Genomic DNA, 22,743 nt, shown 5'->3' with positions numbered 1-22,743 from the left:
TCGCCATGCTCGAGTTGATCCAGATCACGAACGACCCGGCGTTCGCGCAGCGCTGCGACGCCCTGGGCGGCTTTCGCCTGTTCGTGGACCTGGAAAGGAACGGCAAGGCGGAACGCCAGGCCGGGCGCAACACCTTCATCAGCACGCACCAGGTCGATGACGTGGGCCGCGTGAAGCGCGCGCTGCGCAACTCGCGCCTGATGGTGCGCGTGAACCCGCTGCATGCGGGGACGGCCGGCGAAGTCGACGCCGTGCTGGCGCAGGGCGCGGACCTGCTGATGCTGCCGATGTTCACCACGGCGCGCACCTTGCGGGAGTTTTCGGCGCTGGTTGCGGGCCGCGCGCCCATCGTGCCGCTGCTGGAAACCGCCGGCGCCTTGCAGTCGCTGGACGAGTGGGCGGACACGCCGGGACTGCAGGAGATCTATGTCGGCCTGAACGACCTGCACCTGTCGCTGGGCCATCGCTTCATGTTCCAGCCGCTGGCCGACGGTACCGTCGAACGCGTTGCACGAGCGGCCAAGGCGCGCGGCCTGCGCTTCGGCTTCGGCGGCATCGCGCGCCTGGAAGAGGGCCTGCTGCCGGGGCGCGACGTGCTGGCCGAACACCTGCGCCTGGGTTCGGGCGCGGTGATCCTCTCGCGCACCTTCCACCGCGACGACCCGGACGTGGTGTTCGAACACGAGGTGCAGGCTTTGCGCGAAGTCGAGGCCGGCCTGGCCAGTCGTACGCCGCCGCAGGTGCAGGCCGATGCGCGGCGCATCGCCGACGCCATCACCGGCATCTCCGCCGGCCTGGCCGCGCGCGCATGAAGCGCCTGCTGGACGTCCTCGTGTCCGCCCTGGCCCTGCTGCTGTTGTCGCCGGTGCTGCTGGCCGTCGCCGTCGCGATCGCCCTGGAGAGCGGGCGGCCGGTGCTGTTCAAGCAGCAGCGCGTGGGCCGCGGCGACCGCGAGTTCGGGCTCTACAAGTTCCGCAGCATGGTGAAGAACGCCGCCGCCATCGGCCCGTACCACACGGCCAGCGACGACCCGCGCATCACGCGCAGCGGCCGCTTCCTCCGCCGCACCAGCCTCGACGAGTTGCCGCAGCTGCTGAACGTGCTGAAGGGCGAGATGAGCCTGGTGGGCCCGCGGCCCGACGTGCCGGCGCAGCGTTCGCTCTACACGTCGCAGGACTGGCAGGCGCGCTGCAGCGTGCGGCCCGGCATCACCGGCCTCGCGCAGGCCAGGCTGCGCTCCGAGGCCACGCCAGAGCAGCGCCTGGACCTGGACCTGCGCTACGTGCGCGAGCAGAGCCTGGCACTCGACCTGCAAATCCTTTTCTGGACCCTGGGCCGCCTCACCGGCAAGGGAGCCAACTAGCCATGTGCGGCATCTTCGGCTACTGGGATCGCGGCCGGCGTCCCCTCGACGTGGCGGCGCTGGCCGCCATGGGCGACAAGCTGCGGCATCGCGGCCCCGACGATGCCGGTGTCTGGTCGCAGCCGGCGCGCGGCGTCGCCATCGGCAACCGCCGCCTGTCCATCATCGACATCGCGGGCGGCCACCAGCCTTTCGTGTCCGACGACGGCCGCATCGCGGTGGTGCAGAACGGCGAGATCTTCAACTACGTCGAGCTCGCCGAGGAACTGCGCGCGCAAGGCGTGCAGCTGCAGACGCATTCGGACACCGAGGTGATCCTGCGGCTGTACGAGCGCGAAGGCATCGCCTGCCTGCCACGCCTGAACGGCATGTTCGCCATCGCCATCGACGACGCGAACCAGGACGCGCTGTACCTGGCGCGCGACCGCATCGGCGTGAAGCCGCTGTACTTCCAGGACGAAGGTGGCCGCGTTCTGTTCGCCTCCGAACTCAAGTCCATGCTTGCCGCCTCCGGCCCGCGCGAGGTGGACCTGGAAGCGGTGCACCACTACCTGAGCTTCAACTACATCCCGGCGCCCTGGACCATCTGGCAAGGCGTGCGCCACGTGATGCCGGGCACCTGGATGAAGTTCACGCGCAGCGGCAGCGAGACGCACCGCTGGTGGAACCTGGCCGACCAGCGTGAACAGGACTTCGAATTCGCGGACTGGTCGCGCGAGTTCCTCGCCATCCTCGACGACGCCACCCGCATCCGCCTGCGCGCCGACGTGCCCTGGGGCGCCTTCCTCTCCGGCGGCGTCGACTCCAGCACCATCGTCGCGCTGATGGCGCGTCACGTGAACCGGCCGGTCAAGACCTTCTGCATCGGCTTTGCGGACCCGCGCTTCGACGAGTCGCCCTTCGCGGCCGAGGCGGCCAAGCGCTTCGGCTGCGACCACACGATGGAAGTCGCCGAACTCAACATGCTGGATCGCTGGGAGCACGTGCTCTACCACCTGGACCAGCCGCACGGCGACGCGTCCTTCCTGCCGACGCTGCGCGTGAGCGAACTCGCGGCGAAGCACGTCAAGGTGGTGCTCACCGGCGACGGCGGCGACGAGCTGTTCGCCGGCTACGAGAAGTACGAGCAGTACTTCGCGCGGCCCGGCGTCGCGGACCTGCCCGACGGCGAATTCCAGCGCGGCTATTTCGATGCGATCTCGCTGTTCACGCCACAGGCCAAGCAAGCGCTCTACCAGCCCGCAGTCGCGGCACGACTGCAAGGCATCGACAGCTTTGCCGCGGCCGCGCAGCCCTGGTTCGAGGAAGCCGCGCACTTCGACCGCGTCAACCAGGCGCTGTACCTCGACATGCAGCTGCTGCTCTCGGGCAACAACCTGGTCAAGCCGGACCGCATGGGCATGGCGGTGTCGATCGAGGCGCGCACGCCTTTCCTCGACTGGCGGATGATGGAGTTCGCCTTCCGCTCGCGCGGCGTGACCAAGCTGGGCGCGAGCGGCGACAAGAAGCACTGGTACAAGAAGGCGGTCGAGCCCCTGATCGGCCACGACCTGGCCTACCGCAAGAAGCAGATGTTCACCGTGCCGGTGGGCGAGTGGTTCCGCAAGGAGAGCTATCCGTGGCTGTCCGGCCTGCTGCAAGGCAGCCCGCTGCTGCAGCGCCTGTTACGGCCCGAGGCCGTGACGGCCTTGCTGGAGCAGCACCGCGACGGCAGCGCCAACCACACGCGTGAACTGCGCGCGCTGGCGGCGCTGGCCCTGTGGGCGCGCCAGGCGCAGGTGGCATGAAGAAAGTCCTGTTCGTTTGCTACGGCAGCGGGCACGTGCGCATGGTGCTGCCGCTGGCGCAAGCGCTCCGGGGAAAAGTCCAGGTGCAGGTGCTGGGCCTCACGACGGCCGCCGGCGATGTGCGCCAGGCCGGCTTGCCCTTGCTGCAAGTCAAGGATTTCGTGCAGCCCGGGGACGAAGCGGCGCTGGCGCGCGGACGCGAGCTCACCGCGACGCTGGCCAACGTGGTCGATCCCGAGGAGACGGCCGCCTACCTGGGCCTCTCGTACGCCGATCTCGGAGCGGAAGTCGGCGCGCAGGAAGCCGCGGCCCGCTACGCGCTCGACGGCCGCCAGGCCTTCCTGCCGCGCCGCACGCTGGAGCGCATCCTGCGCCGCGTGCAGCCCGACCTGCTGGTGGCGACCAACTCGCCGCGCGCCGAACGTGCCGCGATCGAGGCGGCGCGCGCGCTGGGCATTCCCGCCGTCTGCGTGGTCGACCTGTTCGCCGTCGACGAAGTGCGCTGGATCGCGCAGCCGGGCTATGCCGACCGCGTCTGCGTGCTGAACGAGTCCGTGCGCGAGTTCCTCGTCGCGGCCGGACGACAGCCCCATGAAATCGTCGCCACCGGCAATCCGGCCTTCGATGCCTTGCAGGCGCCCGGCCTCGCCCAGCAAGGCGCAGCCCTGCGCGCCAGCCACGGCTGGCAGGGCAAGCGCGTGCTGCTGTGGCCGGCACAGGTCGAACCCGCGTTGCATCCCTTCGACGGCACGCCCGGCGACCCCACGCTGCCGGATCGCGCCCTGCAGTGCCTGGTGGACTGGACCCTGGCCCAGCCCGACGCGGTGCTGTGCGTGCGCGCCCGCTCCGGCCAAGCCCTGCCGGCGCTTCCCAGCCACGAACGCATCGTCCTCACCGGCCAGGACTGGCCGCTGCCACCGCTGCTGCACGCCGTCGACCTGGTCGTTACCCTGACCTCCACCGTGGGCCTCGAAGGCCACCTCGCCGGTGCGCGTCTGGTGCAGGTGCTCGGCTCGGTTTTCGATGCGGCCATGCCGCTGGCCCGCTTCGGCATCGCCGACGCCGCCGTCCCCCTGCCGGACCTGCGCGCCGCCCTGGACCGCGCCAGCCGCGCCGGCCGCCGCGCGACGCAAGGCGGGGGCGGGGCGACCGAGCGGGTGCTGGCTGTGCTGGACGGTTTTTTATAATCGCCTATGTCCCTGATTCCCGCCCCGCAGACCACCGACCTCGCCGCCTTTGCCCTGCCCGACGACCAGGCCGAGGTGAAGTACGGCCTGCCGCGCTACGTGCACTTTTGCAGGCGCTGCGTCATCTCCAACCAGCGGCCCAATTCCGCGGTCGAGTACCAGCACACCAAGGCCAGCAAGAAGGCCACGATCAACTTCGACGAGGAAGGCATCTGCGACGCCTGCCGCTTCGCCGAACAGAAGAACGCCACCATAGACTGGAAGCAGCGCGAGGACCAGCTGGCCGCGCTGTGCGACAAGTTCCGCAGCAAGAGCGGCTACGACTGCCTGGTGCCGGGCTCCGGCGGCAAGGACAGCTTCTACGCCTCGCACATCCTGAAGACGCGCTTCGGCATGCACCCGCTCACGGTGACCTGGGCGCCGCACGTCTACACCGAGTGGGGCTGGAAGAACTTCCAGTCGTGGCTGCACGCGGGCTTCGACAACGAACTGACCACGCCGAACGGCCGGGTGCACCGCCTGCTCACGCGGCTGGCGGTGGAAAACCTGTTCCACCCTTTCCAGGCCTTCATGTTCGGCCAGAAGTCGCTGGCGCCCAAGATGGCGATCCTGCACGACATCCCCTTCGTGATCTACGGCGAGAACGAGGCGGAATACGGCAACCCGATCGGCGACACCACCAGCGCCAAGCGCGACTGGTCGTACTTCACCGCGCAGGACAAGTCGCAGATCTACCTGGGCGGCGTGTCGATCCAGAGCCTGTACGACGACTACGGCCTGGAGCCCCAGGACCTGCTGCCCTACCTGCCGGCCGACCCGCAGCAGATCCAGCAGAAGAACATCGAGGTGCACTACCTGGGCTACTACCTCAAGTGGCACCCGCAAAGCTGCTACTACTACGCGGTGGAGCACGGCGGCTTCGAGGCTTCGCCCGAGCGCACGCCCGGCACCTACAGCAAGTACAACAGCATCGACGACCGCATCGACGACTTCCACTACTACACGACCTTCACCAAGTTCGGCATCGGCCGCGCGACCTACGACGCCGCGCAGGAGATCCGTTCGGGCGACATCACGCGCGAGGAAGGCGTGGCCCTGGTGCGGCGCTACGACGGCGAATTCCCGGAGCGCTTCGCCGAGGAAATCTTCCGCTACCTCAGCATCCCGGCCAAGGAGTTCCCGCAGGCCTCGAAGATGTTCGAGTCGCCGACGATGGACCGCGCCTACTTCATGAAGCTGGCCGACACCTTCCGCTCGCCGCACCTGTGGAAGCACGAAGGCGGGCAGTGGAAGCTGCGGCACACCGTGTTCGACGGAGCATGAGTTGACGCGCCATCTCCGCGTCATCGCCCGCCTGGACATCAAGGGGCCCAACCTCATCAAGGGCATCCACCTGGAGGGCCTGCGCGTCGTCGGCGACCCCAACGAGCACGCGATCCGCTACTACGACGAAGGCGCCGACGAACTGCTGTTCATCGACATCGTCGCCAGCCTCTACCAGCGGAACAACCTGTCGGACATCATCAAGCGCGCGGCCGACCAGGTCTACGTGCCGATCACGGTGGGCGGCGGCATCCGCAGCCTCGCCGACGTGGCGACCATGATGCTGTCGGGCGCCGACAAGGTCGCGATCAACACGGCCGCCATCGCGCGGCCGGACCTGATCGGCGAAGTGGCCAAACGCTATGGCTCGCAGTGCATGGTGCTGAGCGTGGAGGCCAAGCGCGTCGCCCCCGGCAAATGGGAGGCTTACACCGACAACGGCCGTGAGCGCACCGGCAAGGACGTGGTGCAGTGGGTCAAGGAAGCCGTGGACCGCGGCGCCGGCGAAGTGCTGCTCACTTCCGTCGACCAGGAAGGCACGCGCAAGGGCTTCGACGTGCCGCTGGCGCAGCAGGTCTGCGACGCAGTGAGCGTTCCGGTCACCCTGAGCGGCGGCTTCGGCGCCGCGGAACACCTGCAGGCCCTGGCGGGCATCGACCTGTCTGCGGTCGCCGTGGCCGATGCCCTGCACTGGAAGCGCATGTCGCTGGCCGACATCAAGGCGCATGCACGCGCCGCCGGCTTCGATGTCCGCGAGGAGAGGCCGGCATGAGCATCCCAGTGACCGTCCTCGACTACGGCATCGGCAACCTGCTGAACGTGCTGCGCGCGCTGGAGCATTGCGGTGCAACGCCCACCGTGATCGACAAGGCGAGCCCCGAGGCGCTGAACGCGCCGCGGCTGGTGCTGCCCGGTGTTGGCGCCTTCGGCGACGGCATGGCGGAACTGCGCGCGCGCGGCTTCGACGACCTAGTGCGCCGCTTCGCCGCCACCGGCCGGCCTTTCCTGGGCATCTGCGTCGGCATGCAGATGATGTTCGAGGCCAGCGAGGAGATGGGCGAGCATGCCGGCCTCGGCCTGCTGGGCGGCCGCGTGCGGGCCATTCCCGCCACCGGCGGCGACGGCCAGCCGCATCGCGTCCCCCACATCGGCTGGCGGCCGCTGCAAGCCGCGCGCGACTGGAGCCGCAGCATCCTGGCCGAGGTGGCGCCCGGCGAGCGCGCCTACTTCGTGCACTCCTTCAGCGCGGACCCCGCGGATGCGCAGGTGCGCCTGGCCGACGTGGACTACGACGGCCGCAGCATCTGCGCGGCGGTCCAGAGCGGCAACCTGACCGGCTGCCAGTTCCACCCCGAGCGCAGCGCGCACGCGGGCCTCGGCATGCTGCACAGGTTCCTCGCGCTATGAAAGCCAAGACCATCGCCACGATCTGCGCGCGCGGCGGCAGCAAAGGCTTGCCGGGCAAGAACATCCGCGCCTTCGCCGGCCGGCCGCTGATCGTGCACACGATCCTGCAGGCGCTGCGCTGCGAACACATCGCGGGCGTGTACGTGTCCACGGACGATCCCGCCATCGCCGACATCGCCCGCGGCGCCGGCGCCCAGGTGCCTTACCTGCGCCCGGCCGAACTGGCGACCGATGCCGCGCCCAAGCTGCCGGTGATCGAGCACCTGGTGCGCTACCTCGAAGCGGAAGGCGCAGCCATCGCCCGCATCGTCGACCTGCAGCCCACGTCGCCGCTGCGCCGCAGCGCCGACATCGAAGCGGCGCTCGCCCTGCAGCCTGAGGCGGAGCTGGTGGTGAGCGTCACCGCGGCGCATGACAACCCGTATTTCAATCTCGTGGAAGCGCAGCCCGATGGAACGGTGCGCCTGTCCAAGGGCGACGGCAGCGGCCGGCGCCAGGACGTGCCCGCGGTTTACGCCTTGAACGGCTCGATCTACGTGTGGCAGCGCGCGGCGCTGGCCAAGGCCGCCGAGCACGGCCTGTGGAGCGTGCAGTGCGTGCCTTACGAGATGCCGCGCTGGAAGTCCGTCGACATCGACGGCCTCGAGGACTTCGAATACGCCGAGTGGCTGCTGGCCAGGCATGGGGCGGGCCGTGGCGGCTGAAGTCTTCGTCATCGCCGAAGCCGGCGTGAACCACAACGGCGAACTGGCGCTGGCGCGCCGCCTGTGCGACGTCGCCAAGTCCGCGGGCGCGGACGCCGTGAAGTTCCAGACCTTTCGCGCCGAGGACCTGGTGGTGCCGGGCGCGCCGACCGCGGCCTACCAGTCGCGCCAGACCGGCGAGAGCGACCAGTTCGCGATGCTGCGCAAGCTCGAATTGAGCGAGGACCAGCACCGGCAGTTGCAGGAGCATTGCGCCGGCATCGGCATCGAGTTCTTCTCCACGCCCTTTTCCGAGGACGCGGTGGACATGCTGGTTCGCCTGGGCGTCAAGCGCTTGAAGATGCCTTCGGGTGAACTCACGCATCGCGCGCTGGTGGCGAAGGCTGCGGCCAGCGGCTTGCCGCTGCTCATGTCCACCGGCATGGCCACCCTGGCCGAAGTGCAGGAGGCGCTGGCCTGGGTGCGCGCTGCACGCGGCAACACCGACGACGTCGCGGTTCTGCATTGCACCTCCGCTTATCCCGCCGCCGACGAAGCGCTGAACCTGCGCGCGATCGAGACGCTGGCGCAGGCGACCGGCCTGGCCGTCGGCTACTCCGACCACAGCACCGGCATCGAAGCATCGCTGGCCGCGGTGGCGCTCGGCGCGACCGTGATCGAGAAGCACATCACGCTGGACCGCACGCTGCCCGGCCCCGACCATGCGGCCTCGCTGGAGCCCGAGGAATTCGCGGCCATGGTGCGCGGCATCCGCCGCATCGCCGGAATGCGCGGCGACGGCGTGAAGGCGCGGCGGCCCGAGGAGGAGGACGCCGCGCGCGTCGCCCGCCGCAGCATCGTCGCCCTGCAGGACATCCCGGCCGGCGCGCAACTCACGGCCGCCATGCTGGCCTGCCGCCGCCCGGCCACCGGCATCGCCCCGCGCGAGTGGGACCAGGTGCTGGGACGGACGGCGCGCTCCGCCATCTCCGCCGGCAGCGTGCTGCAATGGGACCAGCTGGATGGCTGAAGCGCGGCGCATCGTCTACCTCACCGGAACGCGCGCCGATTTCGGCCTGATGCAATCGACCTTGCAGCGCATCGCCGCGACGCCGGGCTTGCGCCTGCAGCTGGCGGTGGCCGGCCAGCACCTGTCCGCCGCGCATGGCCACACCGTCGATGAAGTGGCAGCCAGCGGCCTCGACATCTGCGCCCGCATCCCGTACGACATGGCCACGCGCAGCGGCGCCAGCATGGCCGAAGGCATCGCCGCCTGCCTGCAAGGCATGACCGAACTGCTGGCACGCGATCGCCCGGATGCCTTGCTGGTGCTGGGCGACCGCGGCGAGATGCTGGCCGGCACCATCGCGGCCTTGCACGTGGGCGTGCCCTGCGTGCACATCCACGGCGGCGAGCGCTCGGGCACCGTCGACGAACCGGTGCGGCACGCGATCAGCAAGCTGGCCAGCTATCACTTCGTCGCCACCGCGCAGGCGCGGGAGCGCCTCGCGCGCATGGGCGAGGAACCAGGGCGTATCCACGTCACCGGCGCGCCCGGCCTCGATGGCCTGCAGGCACTGGCCGCCATGGAGCGCGAGGATTGCCTCGCCGCGCTGCAATTGCCCGCGGGCAGCCGTTTCGTGCTGGTGCTGTTCCACCCCGTGGTCCAACAGGCCGGCGAGGCTGCCGCGCAGACGCAGGCCCTGGTGCGCGCCCTGCAGCAGGCGAAGCTGCCGGTGGTCTGGCTGGAACCGAATGCCGATGCCGGCTCGCGCGAGGTGCTGCGCGCGCTGGACGCCGCCACGCTGCCACCCGGTTCCCGGCGCGTCACCCACTTGCCGCGCCCCTTGTATGCCGCTGCACTGCGTCATTGCGAAGCGCTGGCCGGTAATTCCTCCTCGGGCGTGATCGAAGCCGCTAGCTTCGGCACGCCTGTGCTGAACATCGGCGACCGCCAGCGGATGCGCGAGCACGGTCCCAATGTGCTGGACGTACCGGCGGAAGAGGGCGCCATCGCGCGCGGCCTCGCGCAGCAGCTCGGCCACGGGCGCTACGGATGCGACAATGGATGGGGTGACGGCCATGCCGGCGAACGCATCGCGCAGCTGCTCGCCACCCTGCCGCTAGCCGCCGGCCTCCTGGAAAAGATCAACTCCTACTAGACAACGCGTGAAGCAAGCTTCCACCCTCGTGATCCTGGGCGCGGGCGGCCACGGCAAGGTGGTCGCCGACGCGGCGCTCGCGCGCGGCCACTGGAGCCGCGTGGTCGCCACCGACCGCAACCCGGCGCGCTGCCGCGGCGAGCTGCTGCCCGGCGTGATCCTGCTGCCACTGGATGCAGCGCTCGCGCTGGACGATGCCGACTTCCACGTGGCGATCGGCGCCGCCGAGGCGCGCGAACGCGAAAGCGACTTGGTGGCCGGACGTGCGCTGGCCACCATCGTCCATCCGGCCGCGACCGTGTCGCCGCATGCCGTGGTCGAAGCGGGCTGCTTCGTTGCCGCCCGGGCGGTGCTGGCACCGTCGGCCGTCCTGGGCCGCGGCGTCATCGTCAACCACGGCGCGGTCGTCGACCACGATGCGCAGGTCGGCGCCTTTACCCATGTCGCCCCGCAAGCGGCCCTCGGGGGCGGCGTGCAGGTCGGACGCGGCGTCCTGGTGGGCGCCGGCGCCAGCGTGCTGCCGGGCCTGCGCGTGTGCGACGGCGTGACGCTCGGCGCGGGGGCCGTCGTCCGCGCTCCCATCCTCGAACCCGGCGTCTATGCCGGCGTGCCGGCACGGAGGGTGCGATGAAGGAGCAGGAATTCCGTGCGCTCTGCATCGCGCCCGATTGCACGCTGCACGACGCGCTCGAGCGCCTCAACCAGACCGCGCGCGGTGCGCTGCTGGTGGTGGACGCCGATGGCAGGTTGCTGCGCATGTTGACCGATGGCGACATGCGCCGCGCCGCGCTGAACAACGTTGCGGCCACCGAGCGCGTCTCGGTGCTCCCGCATGGCAAGCCGCTCACGGTCGGCGAAGACCAGGGCCTGCCGGCCGCGGTCGCATTGATGGACAAGCACGAGATCGACCACGTCCCCGTGGTCGACGCGCAAGGTCGCCCGGTGGACGTCGTACTGCGGCGCGAGCTGTCCAACCGCATCTGGCTGTCCTCGCCGCACCTGGGCGAGGAAGAGACGGCCTTCGTCGAGGAAGCTTTCCGCACCAACTGGATCGCGCCGCTGGGCCCGCACGTCGACGGCTTCGAGCGCGAACTGGCCACCTATGCCGGCGTCGGCCACGCGGCGGCGCTCAGTTCGGGCACCGCGGCCATCCACCTCGCCCTGCTGCTGCTGGGCGTGCAGCCGGGCGACACGGTGTTCTGCTCCTCGCTCACCTTCGTGGGCAGCAGCAATCCCATCCTCTATTGCGGCGCCAAGCCGGTCTTCATCGACTCCGAGCCGGGCTCGTGGAACATGTCGCCGCAGGCGCTGGAGCGCGCCTTCGCCTGGGCCAGGCGCGAGAACCGCCTGCCGCGCTGCGTGGTCGTGGTCAACCTGTACGGCCAGAGCGCCGACATCGACGCGCTGCAGCCGATCTGCGATCGCTACGGCGTGCCCATGCTGGAGGACGCGGCCGAATCGCTGGGCGCGCGCTACAAGGGCCGGGCGAGCGGCAGCTTCGGCCGAGTGGCGATCTATTCCTTCAACGGCAACAAGATCATCACGACCTCCGGCGGTGGCATGCTGGTGGCCGACGACGCCGACCTGGTGGCCCGCGCGCGCAAGCTGTCGACACAGGCGCGCGAACCCGCAGCGCACTACGAACACACCGAGGTCGGCTTCAACTACCGCATGAGCAACGTGCTGGCCGGCATCGGCCGCGGCCAGCTGCGCGTCCTCGACCAGCGCGTGGCGCGCCGCCGTGCCGTGTTCGAGACCTACCGCGAAGCGCTGGCCGACCTGGACGAGATCCAGTGGATGCCCGAGCCCGCCGGCATGCATTCGACCCGCTGGCTCACGTGCTTCACCTTGCCGGGTGGCGAAGCGCGGCGCGACCGCGTGCTGCGCAGCCTCGAGCGCCATTCGATCGAGGGGCGGCCGGTGTGGAAGCCCATGCACCTGCAGCCGCTCTTTGCCGGCGCGCCGTATTTCGCCCACGCGGAAGGCAACGATGTCTCCGCGCACCTGTTCGAAGCCGGCATCTGCCTGCCTTCGGGATCCAACATGAGCGAGGCGCAGCAGGAGCGCGTGATCGACCAGCTGCGGCGCGTGCTCGCCCGTTCGGAGACGCCGGGTGATGCGCTGGCCTAGGACGGCGCTGCCGCTCCTGGCGCTGGACCTCGCACTGGGCCTGCTGGCCTGGTGGGGCGCGTTCTGGCTGCGCTTCAACCTCGACATCCCGGACGACTTCGAGCTGCTGGCCTGGCAGGCCAGCCCCTGGTGCGTGCTGGGGCTGGCGGCCGGCCTGGTGGTGATGCGCGTGGACCGCCAGGTCTGGACCTTCATCGGCCTGTCCGAATTGCGCCAACTGGGCAGCGGCGTCGTGCTGGGCGCGGTGCTCACCGCCGTGGCGGTGCTGATGCTGCGCATCCCCAACTTCCCGCGGTCGGTGCTGCTGCTGCAGCCGCTGCTGGCGCTCGTGCTGCTGGGCGCGGCGCGCGCGGCCTGGCGCACGCTGGCCGAACGCCGGCTGCACGGCCTGGGCGCCGAACCGGTGGTGATCGTCGGGTCGCTGCAGGACGCGGCGGGCGCGCTGCGCGCGCTCAAGGGCTCGCAGAAGTGGCGGCCTGTCGGCATCGTGTCGCCGTTGGCGCAGGAACGCGGGCGCTCGCTGCAGGACGTGCGCGTGCTGGGCACCATCGCGCAGCTGCAGGACGTGTGCGCCGCGGCCGGCGTCCACACCGCGCTGTTGGCCAGCGCACCGGGCGCCAGCGAGCGGCGCGAGGCGCTGCTGGTTGCGGCCGATGCGCGCATCACGCTGCTGACGCTGCCGCGCCCCGACCAGTGGCTGCAGGCCGAAAGCTCCGGCCCGCGCAAGATCGAACTCGAGGACCTGCTCGGACGCGCGCCGGTGGCGCTGGACGTCGCGGGCCTCGCCGAACTCTTCTCGGGACAGGTGGTGGTCGTGACCGGCGCCGGCGGCTCGATCGGTTCCGAGCTGTGCCGCCAGGTGGCGCGCTTCGGCGTCGGGCGCCTGGTCTGCGTCGACGTCTCCGAATACAACATCTACCAGCTCGAACAGGAACTGCGCCGCGCGCATCCGCAGATGCAGGCGGCCTACTACACGGCCAACGTGCGCGAGCCGGAGCGCCTGCGCGCGATCCTGCAGCGGCACCAGCCGGCGGTGGTGTTCCATGCCGCGGCCTACAAGCACGTGCCGCTGATGGAGCAGCACAACGAGATCGAGGCGCTGCGCACCAACGTGCTGGGCACGCTGAACGCGGCGCGCGCCGCGGCGGCCTGCGGCGTGCGGCGCTTCGTGATGATCTCCACCGACAAGGCGGTGAACCCGACCAACGTGATGGGCGCGAGCAAGCGCTTGGCGGAATTGCTGGTGCAGGCGGTGGCGCTGCGCGAGCCGCGCACGCAGTTCGTCTCCGTGCGCTTCGGCAACGTGCTGGGCTCGAGCGGGTCGGTGGTGCCGCTTTTCTCCGCGCAGATCGCGCGCGGCGGGCCGGTGACCGTCACGCACCCGGACATCGTGCGCTACTTCATGACCATCCCCGAGGCGGCGCAGCTGGTGCTGCAGGCGGGGCTGATGGGGCGCTCGGGCCAGATCTTCGTGCTGGACATGGGCGAACCGGTGAAGATCGTCGAACTGGCCCGCATGCTGATCCGCCTGTCGGGCAAGACCGAGCAGGAGGTGCCGATCGCCTTCAGCGGCCTGCGGCCGGGCGAGAAGCTCTACGAGGAACTGCTGGCCGACGACGAGACCACCGAGCCGACGCCGCACGCCAAGCTGCGCATCGCCAAGACGAGCGGGCCCTTGCCCGATGTGGAGGAGGTGGTGCGCTGGATCGACGACGCCGGGGCGCAGCCGGGCGCGGAGGCCTTACGTGCGTGGTTGCGGCAACATGTGCCGGAGTACCAGTCGCAGGTAGCGCCCTGAAGCTCAGGTCGTGATGCCGGTGCGCGTGAGCACGTCGCTCACCAGCTCCAGCCGCACCAGCGGGTTGTCCAGTTCCATCAGCCGCTGCTTCAGGGCCACTGGCAGCGGCAGCAACTCGCACCAGCGGTTGGCGACCCAGCCGCAGTCCCCCAGCTTGAACGGCGGCAGCAAGGGCATGGGCCCCGGCTGGTCGGCCTTCAGCTGCAGCGACTGGATCAGGCGCTCCAGGGCGTCGGCCGTCGGTTGCAGGTCATCGGGAATCGGCACCGCCATGTCGGGCACCAGGCGTTCGACGTCGGCCACCCACAGGCCGTGCTTGAGCTGTTCGCTGCCCGTGATGCGGAAGCGCTGGGCGCCCGTGGCGCGCACCAGCATCAGGCCGGGCTGGGGCTGCTCGAAGTCGTGGATGGTCGCCAGCGTGCCGACCTGCGCAAAGGCTTCCTGGCTGCCCGGCTGGCGCACCTCGCTGCCTTGCGTGAGCGAAACCACGCCGAACGGCGCGCCGGCCTTGCGGCACTTGGCGATCATGTCCAGGTAGCGGACCTCGAACACCCGCAGCGACAGCAGTCCGTCCGGGTACAGGACGGCGCTCAGCGGAAAGAGGGGCAGGGACTGCAGGGTCAGGAGGGCAGGCACAGCGGTTCCAATGGCTGCCGCTATCATCCCACGACCTTTTGATCGTGTGGCGATGCTCTTCCAAATCGTATCCTTCCTGCTCGATGTCATTGCCGGGCTGCTCGGCGGCGCCTGCCTGCTGCGCCTGTACATGCAGTACCAGCACATCCCTTTCGGCAACCCGGTGGGGCGTTTCGTCTTCGCCCTGACCGACTGGATCGTGCTGCCGCTGCGCCGGGTGCTGCCCAAGACGCGCAAGTTCGACCTGTCCAGCCTGGTGGCCGCCTACCTGATCGAGCTGGCGCAGTTCGGCCTGCTGTGGCTGCTGGCGCGCCACATGAACCCGGGCATCGTGCCGGTGCTGGCGCTGTTCGGGCTGCTGCGGCTGGTGGTGTCGGGGATGATCGGCCTGGTGATCGTCTACGCGATCCTGTCCTGGGTGCAGGCCGATTCGCCGATCGTGGACGTCATCGACCGCCTGTGCGCCCCGCTGCTGCGGCCTTTCCGCAGGCTGATTCCGCTGGTGGGGGGCTTCGACCTGTCGCCGCTGGCGTTGCTGGTGGTGCTGCAGATCGCGACGTTCGTGCTGGCGGGGGTGCAGGAGGCGGTGTTGCGGTAACGCCCCCTCTGTCATCCCGGCCGCGAGCCGGGATCCATCTCCCGGTGCACGGCCAGGCGCGGGAGATGGATTGCGGGTCAAGCCCGCAATGACAAGCTTTGTTTACTCGACCGCGTCGGCCGCCTGGCGCGTCAGCATGGCGAGGACGTTCGCCACCGTCTTGCGCAGTTCCCGCCGGTCGCAGATGAAATCGACCGCTCCCTTGGTCTGCAGGAACTCGGCGCGCTGGAAGCCTTCCGGCAGCGTCACGCGCACCGTCGACTCGATCACGCGCGGGCCGGCAAAGCCGATCAGCGCCTTGGGTTCGGCGATCACGACGTCGCCGACGAAGGCGAAGCCGGCGCTGACGCCGCCCATGGTCGGGTCGGTCAGCACGCTGATGTAAGGCAGGCCCTTCTTCGCCAGGCGCGTGAGCGCGGCATTGGTCTTGGCCATCTGCATCAGGGACAGCAGGCCTTCCTGCATGCGCGCGCCGCCGGTGGCGGTGAAGCACAGGAAAGGCACTTTCTGCTCGATGGCGGTCTCGACGCCGCGCACGAAGCGCTCGCCGACCACGCTGCCCATGGAGCCGCCCATGAAGTCGAACTCGAAGGCCGCGGCCACCAGGCTGATGCTGTGCACCGCGCCGCCCATGACGATCAGCGCGTCGGTCTCGCCGGTGTTTTCCAGCGCTTCCTTCAGGCGTTGCGGGTACTTGCGGCTGTCCTGGAACTTCAGGGCGTCGACCGGCAGCACTTCCTGGCCGATCTCGTAGCGGCCTTCCGGGTCCAGGAAGGCGTTCAGGCGCGCCCGGGCGCCGATGCGGTGGTGGTGCCCGCAGGTCGGGCAGACGTTCTGGTTCTGTTCCAGGTCGGTCTTGTAGAGAACCGTCTCGCAGCTCGGGCACTTGATCCACAGGCCTTCCGGAACGCTGCGGCGTTCGTTCGGGTCGGTTTGCTGGATCTTGGGCGGCAGCAGTTTTTCTAACCAGCTCATCGGGGCTCCTGGGCTTTAGCCCTAATTATCGTCTAGCGCCCGCCGGATCTCCCGTAGGAAATCCGACAGGGCGGGCAGCACCTTTTCCCGCGGCAACTCTTCCACGACCTGGATCACCTTGGTGCCGATCACGACCGCGTCGGCGACCTTGCCGATGGCCTTGGCGGTGGCCGCGTCGCGGATGCCGAAACCGACCCCCACGGGAATCTTCACGTGCTTGCGGATCGGCGGCAGGGCCTTTTCCACGGCGTCCGTGTCGAGGTTGCCGGCGCCGGTCACGCCCTTGAGCGACACGTAGTAGACGTAGCCGCTCGCCACCCGCGCAACCTGCTGGATGCGCTGGTCGGTGCTGGTCGGCGCCAGCAGGAAGATCAGGTCCAGGCCGTTCTGCTTCAGTTCGGCGGCGAAGGTCTCGCATTCCTCCGGCGGATAGTCGACCACCAGCACGCCGTCGACGCCGGCGGCGGCCGCATCGCGGGCGAAGGAGGACTTGCCGTGCGTGAGCTCGTAGCGCTCGACCGGGTTCGCGTAGCCCATCAGCACCACCGGCGTGGCGCTGTCTCGGGCCCGGAACTCCTTCACCATGGCCAGTACCTGCGCCAGGCCGACGCCGAAGGCCAGCGCCTTCTCACCGGCCTTCTGGATCACCGGGCCGTCGGCCATGGGGTCGGAGAAGGGCACGCCCAGCTCGATCACGTCGGAGCCGGCCGCGACCATCGCGTGCATCAGTTCCGGAGTGATGTCGGCATAGGGGAAGCCGGCCGTGATGTACGGGATCAGGGCCTTGCGCTTCTGCTGCGCGAGCTTGGCGAAGGTGGCGGCGATGCGGCTCATGACTTGGGCCCGCCCTTCAGGGAGAGGCCGCGCATCGAAGGCCGGTCGTAGAAATCGACGCCGGCCAGGTCCGCGACGGTCCCGATGTCCTTGTCGCCGCGGCCCGAAAGGTTGACCAGGATCGACTGTTCGGGCTTCATGGTCTTCGCCAGCTTCATCGCGTAGGCAATCGCATGGCTGGACTCCAGGGCCGGGATGATGCCCTCGGTGCGGCACAGGTAGTGGAAGGCGTCCAGCGCCTCCTTGTCCGTGATGCCGACGTATTCGGCGCGGCCGATGTCCTTGAGCCACGCATGCTCGGGGCCGACGCCCGGATAGTCGAGGCCGGCGCTCACGCTGTGCGTCTCGATGATCTGGCCGTTGGCGTCCTGCAGGATGTAGGTGCGGTTGCCGTGCAGCACGCCGGGGCTGCCGCGCTGCAGCGAAGCCGAATGCTTGCCGCTTTCCAGCCCTTCGCCCGCCGCTTCCACGCCGATCAGGCGCGTCTTCTCGTAGGGGATGTAAGGGTGGAAGATGCCCATGGCATTGCTGCCGCCGCCGACGCAGGCGATCACGGCATCGGGCTGGCGGCCCGCCATGGCGGGCATCTGTTCGAGGCACTCGTTGCCGATCACGCTCTGGAAGTCGCGCACCATCATCGGGTAGGGATGCGGGCCCGCCACGGTGCCGATGATGTAGAAGGTGTTCTCGACGTTGGTGACCCAGTCGCGCATTGCCTCGTTCAGCGCGTCCTTCAGCGTCTTGCTGCCGGACTCCACCGGCACCACGCGGGCGCCCAGCAGGTTCATGCGATAGACGTTGGGGCTTTGCCGCTGCACGTCGTTGCTGCCCATGTACACCACGCACTCCAGGCCGTAGCGGGCGCAGATGGTGGCGGTGGCCACGCCGTGCTGGCCCGCGCCGGTCTCGGCGATCACGCGCGGCTTGCCCATGCGGCGCGCCAGCATCGCCTGGCCGATCACGTTGTTGATCTTGTGCGCGCCGGTGTGGTTCAGGTCTTCGCGCTTGAGGTAGATCTGCGCGCCGCCCTGTTCGCGGCTCATGCGCTCGGCGTGGTAGACCGGCGAGGGCCGGCCGACGAAGTGCTTCAGCTCGTACTCGAATTCGCGCTTGAACTCGGGGTCGTGCTGGTACTTCGCGTAGGCGTCGCGCAGCTCGCTGATCGCGTGGGTCAGCGTCTCGCTGACGAAGGAGCCGCCGTAATTGCCGAAGTGGCCGGTGGCGTCGGGTTGGCTATAGGAGGACATCGGAAGGCCTTGCAAGAAGCACGTCGGCGGCACGCACGGCCGCGACGAACTGATGGATCTTTGCCGGGTCCTTCACGCCCTTCAGGGGAACCCCTTCGGTAGTGGACGCTTCGACCCCGGAACTCACATCAACGGCCAGCGAACGGAACCGCGGCCGTACTTGCAGGATGCCATCGCCCACGTTTGCAGGTGTGAGCCCACCAGACAAAACGGCGTGACAGCTGACGCTTGGTGGAAGACGTGACCAATGGAATGCCTTGCCGCCCCCGCCGTAGCCTTCGACGTGGGCGTCGAGCAGCACGGCCTGGGCGTTTGCGAAGTCGGAAGCGAATTTTAGCAAGTCGAAGGGCGTGGCCTCGTCGAGCGGCACCCGGGCGGCGCGCAGGTAGGGCCGGCCCAGGGCGTCGCACTGCTGCGGGGTCTCGTCGCCGTGGAACTGCAGCAGCGCGTTGGGAATGCGCGCGCAGGCGGCCAGCAGTTCCGCGGCGGGCGCGTTGACCGACAGGAGCACGGGCGTGACGAAGGGCGGCAGCCGGCGCGCCAGTTCGGCGGCGCGGTCCGCGCTCACGTGGCGCGGGCTCTTCGCATAGAGCACGAAGCCGACGGCGTCGGCACCGGCCTCGACGGCGGCGTCCACGTCCTGCTCACGGGTGAGGCCGCAGATCTTGATGCGCGTGCGGGGTTCGGCGGTCACAGGAAACCTCCGCCTTGCGGCTGTGGTAGTTCGCCCTTCGGGCGGCCGTGCGGGCTCATGGCAGCCAATGATACGCAGGCACTTCGCTGGGGAAGCCCCAGTGGTCTTCATACACCGGGCCCAGGAAATAGAGGCCGTCGGGCGAGAAAGTGGGGGCGGCGGCGTCGCGGCTCTTCGCTTCCAGCACCTCGCGCATCCAGCCGGGCGGCTGCAGGCCCTGGCCCACCACCAGCAGGCAGCCCATGAGGTTGCGGATCATGTGGTGCAGGAAGGCGTTGGCCTCGAACTCGAAGCGCCAGTAAGGGCCGCGGCGCGTGATCGCCACCGGCTGCAGCGTCTTCACCGGTGTGCGCGACTGGCAGCCGGAGGCGCGGAAGGAAGTGAAGTCGTGCTCGCCGACCAGGTGCGCGGCGGCCTGCTGCATCGCCTGGAGGTCCAGCGGGCGGAAGACCCAGCCGACCCGGCCCGCCTCGACGCTGGGGCGCACCGGCGACTCCAGCAGCACGTACGCATAGCGCCGCGCGCGGGCGCTGGCGCGTGCGTGGAAGGCGTCGGGCACGGTTTTCGCCCACTGCACGGCGATGTCCGGCGGCAGGAAGGTGTTGGTGCCGCGCACCCAGGAGAATTCGGCGCGCTCGACCTCGGTGTCGAAATGCACGACCTGGTTGAGGCCATGCACGCCGGCATCGGTGCGGCCGGCGCACAAGGTGTTGATGGGAGTGGCGGCGAAGCGGGCGAGCGCCGCTTCGAGGTGGTCCTGCACGGTGCGGCCCGACGGCTGGCTCTGCCAGCCGTCGTAGGCTTGTCCGTTGTAGGAGACGCCGAGCGCCCAGCGCATGGGCGCCTTTCCCACGCGCCCTTAGCCGATCTCGGCCAGGAGCCGCTGCGCGCGCGACTTCAGGTCACCCGAGGCCTCGGCAAGCACTTCTTCCGCCAGGCTGCGGGCGCCGTCGGCGTCGCCGATGGCGTTGAACTCTTCGGCCAGCGCCAGCTTGGTGGCCAGCGGACCGTCGTCGGCGGTGCCGCCACCGGCCAGGCTCAGGCCGCCGCCGACCAGGGTCGCATCCGGGTCGAGCGCGGGCGCCGGGGCCGGTGCAGCCTTGGGTGCGGCAGCCGCAGGAGCGGGAGCCGGCGCCGGTGCGGGCGCGCTGCCGGGCAGGTCGAGCGACAGGCCGCCCAGGTCGAACTCCATCATGCCGCTGTTGCTGGGCGCCGGCGTCGGGGCCGGAGCGGCCTTGGGCGCGGGTGCCGGGGACGGCGACACGTCGAAGTTGATGCTGTTGGAGTCCAGCGTCATGTCCGGCGCGTCGAGGCGCACGGGCGCGGCGGCGGCCACCGGCGGCAGGTCGAGGTCGGGCATGGCCGCGGCCGGAGCCGGCGGCAGCGAGAACTCCATGTCCAGCGGCGCGATCGGGGCGGCCGTCGGCGCGGGAGCGGGCGCAGCCTTGGCGGCACGCGCGGGTGCCGGTGCAGGCGGCGCCGTGTCCGGCTCGTCGCCCAGCGAGAAGTCCAGGTCCAGGTCGAGATCGGGGGCGGCGGCTGCGGCAGCGGCCCCACCGGCCGGCGCGGCAAAGGCGACCGTGCTGCCATGGCTGGTGGCCGCAGCCGCGGCGGCTGCAGCGGCGGAGTCGTCGCCCGGCTGGCCGCCGGAGCGGTACATCGGATTGGACGCGTCCAGCTCGCGGCCCAGTTCGCAGATGTGTTCCCACTCCGGGCCGGAGCCGTGCGTGAGGTTGTAGGCCTCGGCGGCCACCATCTCGAAGGCCTTCACGTCGCGCCGCTTGGCGTAGATCTCCAGCAACTTGGCGTGGATGGCAACGCGTTGCGGGTTGATGCGCAGCGCTTCCTTGAGGATTTCCTCGGCCTGCAGGTCGCGGCCATAGGCCAGGTACACGTCCGCTTCGGCCACCGGATCGACGTCGCCGGCCGCATCGAGCTGGCTGGGCGAATAGACCATCGAGGAGCCGGTCGGGTTGTTGGTCTCGGCCGTGTCGATGCGCTGGCCGCCGCTGGCGCCGAAGAAGGAATCGGGCTGCAGGCGGCTTTCGAGGAACGAGCTGTCCACCGCGGCGGTCTTGCGCTTCTGGCGCATCTTGTAGAAGCCCAGGCCCAGCAGGACGGCCAGCAGGCCGACGCCGAGGGCGGGGACCAGCGGGTTCTCCAGCAGGTCGTCGAGCACGCTGGGCTCGGCGGCGGGCTTCTTGGCGGCGACGGGGGCGCTGGCCGGACGGGCCGGAGCGCGCGCGCTGGCGGCGGGAGTCGCGGACGCGGGCGTCACGGGCGCCACGGCAGCCACCGGGGCCGGAGCCGGGGTGGGCGCGGGCGTCGGGGCCGGCGTCGGAGCCGGCGTGGGCGCGGGCGTCGGTGCCGGGGTAGGCGCGGGCGTCGGCGCCGGCGTGGGTGCCGGGGTCGGAGCGGGCGTCGGCGCCGGGGTGGGCGCAGGCGTCGGGGCCGGTGCGGACGCGCGCGGGGCGGCGGCAACTGCAGCCGCGGCGGCCGCCGAAGCCGGTTTCGTCGCCGCGGCCGGCGACATCGTCGGTGCGGGAGCGGTGGCCGAGGCAGGACGCGCACCAGGCGGGGCGGTGATGCCGGGCGGCGTGCTCACGCCGGCGCCGGGCTTGGCGCCGGTGCCCGCGGCAGCGCCGGGCGTGGCGCCGCTCAGGCGGTTCAGGTCCGCGATGTTCTTGTTCAGTTCGGCGACGCGATTGGCCGCATCCTTGGCGGCGCGTTCCTTCGCCAGCGCGTCGGCATTGCTCTTGCCCTGGACGGCGCCCTTGGACAGGGTCAGCTTGTCGGGCGTCGCGGCGCCGGCCTTCTTGTCTTCGACCTGTGCCTTCACGCGGCCGCTGACCTGGCGTTCGGCGCCCGGCGCACGCGCCGTGGGCACGCCTTCGGCGAGGCGGCGGCGGAACTCGTTGAAGTCGCGGCTTTGCGCCACGAGCGTCTGCTTCGCGTCGTCGGGCGCCACCTGGCTCGCGGACTCGGCGCTGGGCACGTCCAGCACGGCGCCGGCCTTGAGGCGGTTGACGTTGCCGTCGACGAAGGCATCCGGATTGGCGCGCAGCAGCGCCACCAGCATCTGGTCCAGCGAAATGCTGGCCGGCTTGTTGGCGCCGGCGATCTTGCCGGCGGTGTCGCCCGGCTGCACGGTGACCTTCTTGCCGTCGCCGCCTTCCGAAGAGGAAGCGGTGCTGGGCACGCGCGGAGCGGGCGCCGGCGTGGGCGCCGCGGCCCGGGCGGCAGGTGCCGGTGCGGGGGCAGGTGCGGGACGCGCGGCAGGTGCGGGAGCCGGCGTGCCGGCGGAAGGCGCGGGAGCGCGCGCCGGTGCGGCGGGCGCGGGCGTGACCTGCGCCGACAGCGGCGCCTGGTTGCCGGGACGCAGGTTCGGCGGATCGAACAGCAGCGTGAAATCGCGCTGCAGGCGGCCCGACGCCCAGCTGGCCTCGAGGATCACGTCGACGAAGGGATCGCTGACCGGCTTGTCGCTGCTCAGGCGCAGGAAATAGGTGCCGTTGGGACGGCGCTGCAGCGTGATGTTCACGCCTTGCAGGGCGGGGCTGACTTCCATGCCCGCGGCCTGGAAGACGGCGGGCGGCGCGATGTTGGCGCGCAGGGAGGACACTTCCTCCGGGGTGATCTCGGGAACGTCGATGTCGGCGCGGAGCGGTTCACCCAGCGCGGACTGCACACTGACGCGGCCCAGGGCCAGGGCCAGGGCGTCGGGCGTGGCGAAACCCAGGGTTACTGCCGCCGCGAGCGCCAGCGCAGAAAGCCGAACCTTCGGCTTGCTCATCGTTGTTGGCGTCCCCACTGCTCGATCTGGAGGCAGTCTTTTTCTCTTCATGCGGCCCATCGCCTCGAGGCTTAAATTCGAAAAAGGACCATAGCATCAATGTCTTAGACTGACAAGCTGAGACAC

21 protein-coding genes are annotated in these 22,743 nt (G+C 70.1%); 14 read left to right on the top strand and 7 right to left on the bottom strand.

Features of this window, described 5'->3' with window-relative positions:
• Window positions 1–5 precede the first annotated feature (5 nt).
• The 13 genes from LZ009_RS20795 to LZ009_RS20735 are packed head-to-tail and all read left to right on the top strand — an operon-like array spanning window position 6 to window position 13,840.
• Window positions 6–812, top strand: a complete 807-nt coding sequence (locus tag LZ009_RS20795; RefSeq protein ID WP_275699896.1) for an aldolase/citrate lyase family protein — start codon at window positions 6–8, stop codon at window positions 810–812.
• Entirely contained in the window at window positions 809–1,363 is a 555-nt protein-coding gene (locus LZ009_RS20790; RefSeq protein ID WP_275699895.1) for a sugar transferase, read from the top strand. The genes LZ009_RS20795 and LZ009_RS20790 overlap by 4 nt, the downstream gene beginning before the upstream one ends.
• 2 nt (window positions 1,364–1,365) lie before the next feature.
• On the top strand, window positions 1,366–3,150 hold the full coding sequence (asnB, locus tag LZ009_RS20785) for an asparagine synthase (glutamine-hydrolyzing) (RefSeq protein ID WP_275699894.1): 1,785 nt from the start codon (window positions 1,366–1,368) through the stop codon (window positions 3,148–3,150).
• A complete protein-coding gene (locus tag LZ009_RS20780; RefSeq protein WP_275699893.1) occupies window positions 3,147–4,337 on the top strand; it encodes a UDP-glycosyltransferase in 1,191 nt (396 codons plus the stop codon). Before asnB ends, LZ009_RS20780 begins: the two co-directional genes overlap by 4 nt.
• Window positions 4,338–4,343: 6 nt before the next feature.
• Window positions 4,344–5,660: an N-acetyl sugar amidotransferase gene (locus LZ009_RS20775; RefSeq protein ID WP_275699892.1), complete on the top strand. Its 1,317-nt coding sequence runs from the start codon at window positions 4,344–4,346 to the stop codon at window positions 5,658–5,660.
• Between the two features lies 1 nt (window position 5,661).
• Window positions 5,662–6,432: an imidazole glycerol phosphate synthase subunit HisF gene (gene hisF, locus LZ009_RS20770; RefSeq protein ID WP_275699891.1), complete on the top strand. Its 771-nt coding sequence runs from the start codon at window positions 5,662–5,664 to the stop codon at window positions 6,430–6,432.
• Complete coding sequence (hisH, locus tag LZ009_RS20765; RefSeq protein WP_275699890.1) at window positions 6,429–7,067, top strand: imidazole glycerol phosphate synthase subunit HisH; 639 nt, start codon at window positions 6,429–6,431, stop codon at window positions 7,065–7,067. The genes hisF and hisH overlap by 4 nt, the downstream gene beginning before the upstream one ends.
• Window positions 7,064–7,771: an acylneuraminate cytidylyltransferase family protein gene (locus tag LZ009_RS20760; RefSeq protein ID WP_275699889.1), complete on the top strand. Its 708-nt coding sequence runs from the start codon at window positions 7,064–7,066 to the stop codon at window positions 7,769–7,771. The genes hisH and LZ009_RS20760 overlap by 4 nt, the downstream gene beginning before the upstream one ends.
• Window positions 7,761–8,780 (top strand): N-acetylneuraminate synthase, encoded by a 1,020-nt coding sequence (gene neuB, locus LZ009_RS20755; protein WP_275699888.1) that lies wholly within the window; start codon window positions 7,761–7,763, stop codon window positions 8,778–8,780. Before LZ009_RS20760 ends, neuB begins: the two co-directional genes overlap by 11 nt.
• Complete coding sequence (gene neuC / locus LZ009_RS20750) at window positions 8,773–9,912, top strand: UDP-N-acetylglucosamine 2-epimerase (protein ID WP_275699887.1); 1,140 nt, start codon at window positions 8,773–8,775, stop codon at window positions 9,910–9,912. The genes neuB and neuC overlap by 8 nt, the downstream gene beginning before the upstream one ends.
• Window positions 9,913–9,919: 7 nt before the next feature.
• Window positions 9,920–10,543 (top strand): NeuD/PglB/VioB family sugar acetyltransferase, encoded by a 624-nt coding sequence (locus tag LZ009_RS20745; protein WP_275699886.1) that lies wholly within the window; start codon window positions 9,920–9,922, stop codon window positions 10,541–10,543.
• Window positions 10,540–12,042 carry an aminotransferase class I/II-fold pyridoxal phosphate-dependent enzyme gene (locus LZ009_RS20740; protein ID WP_275699885.1) on the top strand — a complete coding sequence of 501 codons (1,503 nt, stop codon included), beginning with the start codon at window positions 10,540–10,542 and terminating at the stop codon, window positions 12,040–12,042. The genes LZ009_RS20745 and LZ009_RS20740 overlap by 4 nt, the downstream gene beginning before the upstream one ends.
• Window positions 12,029–13,840 carry a polysaccharide biosynthesis protein gene (locus LZ009_RS20735; RefSeq protein WP_275699884.1) on the top strand — a complete coding sequence of 604 codons (1,812 nt, stop codon included), beginning with the start codon at window positions 12,029–12,031 and terminating at the stop codon, window positions 13,838–13,840. The genes LZ009_RS20740 and LZ009_RS20735 overlap by 14 nt, the downstream gene beginning before the upstream one ends.
• A gap of 3 nt (window positions 13,841–13,843) precedes the next feature.
• On the opposite strand, the gene LZ009_RS20730 is transcribed toward LZ009_RS20735, so the two are convergent.
• Window positions 13,844–14,503 carry an LON peptidase substrate-binding domain-containing protein gene (locus tag LZ009_RS20730; protein ID WP_275699883.1) on the bottom strand — a complete coding sequence of 220 codons (660 nt, stop codon included), beginning with the start codon at window positions 14,501–14,503 and terminating at the stop codon, window positions 13,844–13,846.
• Window positions 14,504–14,528: 25 nt separating this feature from the next.
• On the opposite strand from LZ009_RS20730, the gene LZ009_RS20725 reads away from it, so the two are divergent.
• On the top strand, window positions 14,529–15,074 hold the full coding sequence (locus LZ009_RS20725) for a YggT family protein (RefSeq protein WP_275699882.1): 546 nt from the start codon (window positions 14,529–14,531) through the stop codon (window positions 15,072–15,074).
• Between the two features lie 102 nt (window positions 15,075–15,176).
• Here the strand turns inward: LZ009_RS20725 and accD are convergent, their stop codons facing one another.
• The 6 genes from accD to LZ009_RS20695 are packed head-to-tail and all read right to left on the bottom strand — an operon-like array spanning window position 15,177 to window position 22,617.
• On the bottom strand, window positions 15,177–16,049 hold the full coding sequence (gene accD / locus LZ009_RS20720) for an acetyl-CoA carboxylase, carboxyltransferase subunit beta (protein WP_275699881.1): 873 nt from the start codon (window positions 16,047–16,049) through the stop codon (window positions 15,177–15,179).
• Window positions 16,050–16,070: 21 nt separating this feature from the next.
• A complete protein-coding gene (gene trpA / locus LZ009_RS20715; RefSeq protein ID WP_275699880.1) occupies window positions 16,071–16,883 on the bottom strand; it encodes a tryptophan synthase subunit alpha in 813 nt (270 codons plus the stop codon).
• Window positions 16,880–18,130 carry a tryptophan synthase subunit beta gene (gene trpB / locus LZ009_RS20710; protein ID WP_275699879.1) on the bottom strand — a complete coding sequence of 417 codons (1,251 nt, stop codon included), beginning with the start codon at window positions 18,128–18,130 and terminating at the stop codon, window positions 16,880–16,882. Before trpB ends, trpA begins: the two co-directional genes overlap by 4 nt.
• A complete protein-coding gene (locus tag LZ009_RS20705) occupies window positions 18,117–18,824 on the bottom strand; it encodes a phosphoribosylanthranilate isomerase (RefSeq protein WP_275699878.1) in 708 nt (235 codons plus the stop codon). The genes trpB and LZ009_RS20705 overlap by 14 nt, the downstream gene beginning before the upstream one ends.
• 55 nt (window positions 18,825–18,879) lie before the next feature.
• A complete protein-coding gene (gene truA, locus LZ009_RS20700; protein WP_275699877.1) occupies window positions 18,880–19,662 on the bottom strand; it encodes a tRNA pseudouridine(38-40) synthase TruA in 783 nt (260 codons plus the stop codon).
• 21 nt (window positions 19,663–19,683) lie between these two features.
• Window positions 19,684–22,617, bottom strand: coding sequence for a FimV/HubP family polar landmark protein (locus LZ009_RS20695; protein ID WP_275699876.1), 2,934 nt, complete (start codon window positions 22,615–22,617; stop codon window positions 19,684–19,686).
• Window positions 22,618–22,743 lie beyond the last annotated feature (126 nt).

It is taken from the genome of Ramlibacter paludis (assembly GCF_022012305.1).
In the GTDB taxonomy this organism is placed as follows: Bacteria; Pseudomonadota; Gammaproteobacteria; order Burkholderiales; family Burkholderiaceae_C; genus Ramlibacter; species Ramlibacter paludis.
The sequence above is the reverse complement of the archived record's forward strand: the minus strand, read 5'-3'. Positions and strand labels throughout refer to the sequence as shown.

Coding starts and splice junctions, on each gene's coding strand:
- LZ009_RS20740 (WP_275699885.1), top strand. CDS start 10,540: ATGAAGGAGCAGGAATTCCGTGCGCTCTGCATCGCGCCCGATTGCACG.
- hisH (WP_275699890.1), top strand. CDS start 6,429: ATGAGCATCCCAGTGACCGTCCTCGACTACGGCATCGGCAACCTGCTG.
- LZ009_RS20775 (WP_275699892.1), top strand. CDS start 4,344: ATGTCCCTGATTCCCGCCCCGCAGACCACCGACCTCGCCGCCTTTGCC.
- trpA (WP_275699880.1), bottom strand. CDS start 16,883: ATGAGCCGCATCGCCGCCACCTTCGCCAAGCTCGCGCAGCAGAAGCGC.
- LZ009_RS20760 (WP_275699889.1), top strand. CDS start 7,064: ATGAAAGCCAAGACCATCGCCACGATCTGCGCGCGCGGCGGCAGCAAA.
- asnB (WP_275699894.1), top strand. CDS start 1,366: ATGTGCGGCATCTTCGGCTACTGGGATCGCGGCCGGCGTCCCCTCGAC.
- LZ009_RS20795 (WP_275699896.1), top strand. CDS start 6: ATGCTCGAGTTGATCCAGATCACGAACGACCCGGCGTTCGCGCAGCGC.
- accD (WP_275699881.1), bottom strand. CDS start 16,049: ATGAGCTGGTTAGAAAAACTGCTGCCGCCCAAGATCCAGCAAACCGAC.
- LZ009_RS20735 (WP_275699884.1), top strand. CDS start 12,029: ATGCGCTGGCCTAGGACGGCGCTGCCGCTCCTGGCGCTGGACCTCGCA.
- neuC (WP_275699887.1), top strand. CDS start 8,773: ATGGCTGAAGCGCGGCGCATCGTCTACCTCACCGGAACGCGCGCCGAT.
- LZ009_RS20730 (WP_275699883.1), bottom strand. CDS start 14,503: ATGATAGCGGCAGCCATTGGAACCGCTGTGCCTGCCCTCCTGACCCTG.
- trpB (WP_275699879.1), bottom strand. CDS start 18,130: ATGTCCTCCTATAGCCAACCCGACGCCACCGGCCACTTCGGCAATTAC.
- LZ009_RS20695 (WP_275699876.1), bottom strand. CDS start 22,617: ATGAGCAAGCCGAAGGTTCGGCTTTCTGCGCTGGCGCTCGCGGCGGCA.
- LZ009_RS20725 (WP_275699882.1), top strand. CDS start 14,529: ATGCTCTTCCAAATCGTATCCTTCCTGCTCGATGTCATTGCCGGGCTG.
- LZ009_RS20780 (WP_275699893.1), top strand. CDS start 3,147: ATGAAGAAAGTCCTGTTCGTTTGCTACGGCAGCGGGCACGTGCGCATG.
- LZ009_RS20790 (WP_275699895.1), top strand. CDS start 809: ATGAAGCGCCTGCTGGACGTCCTCGTGTCCGCCCTGGCCCTGCTGCTG.
- truA (WP_275699877.1), bottom strand. CDS start 19,662: ATGCGCTGGGCGCTCGGCGTCTCCTACAACGGACAAGCCTACGACGGC.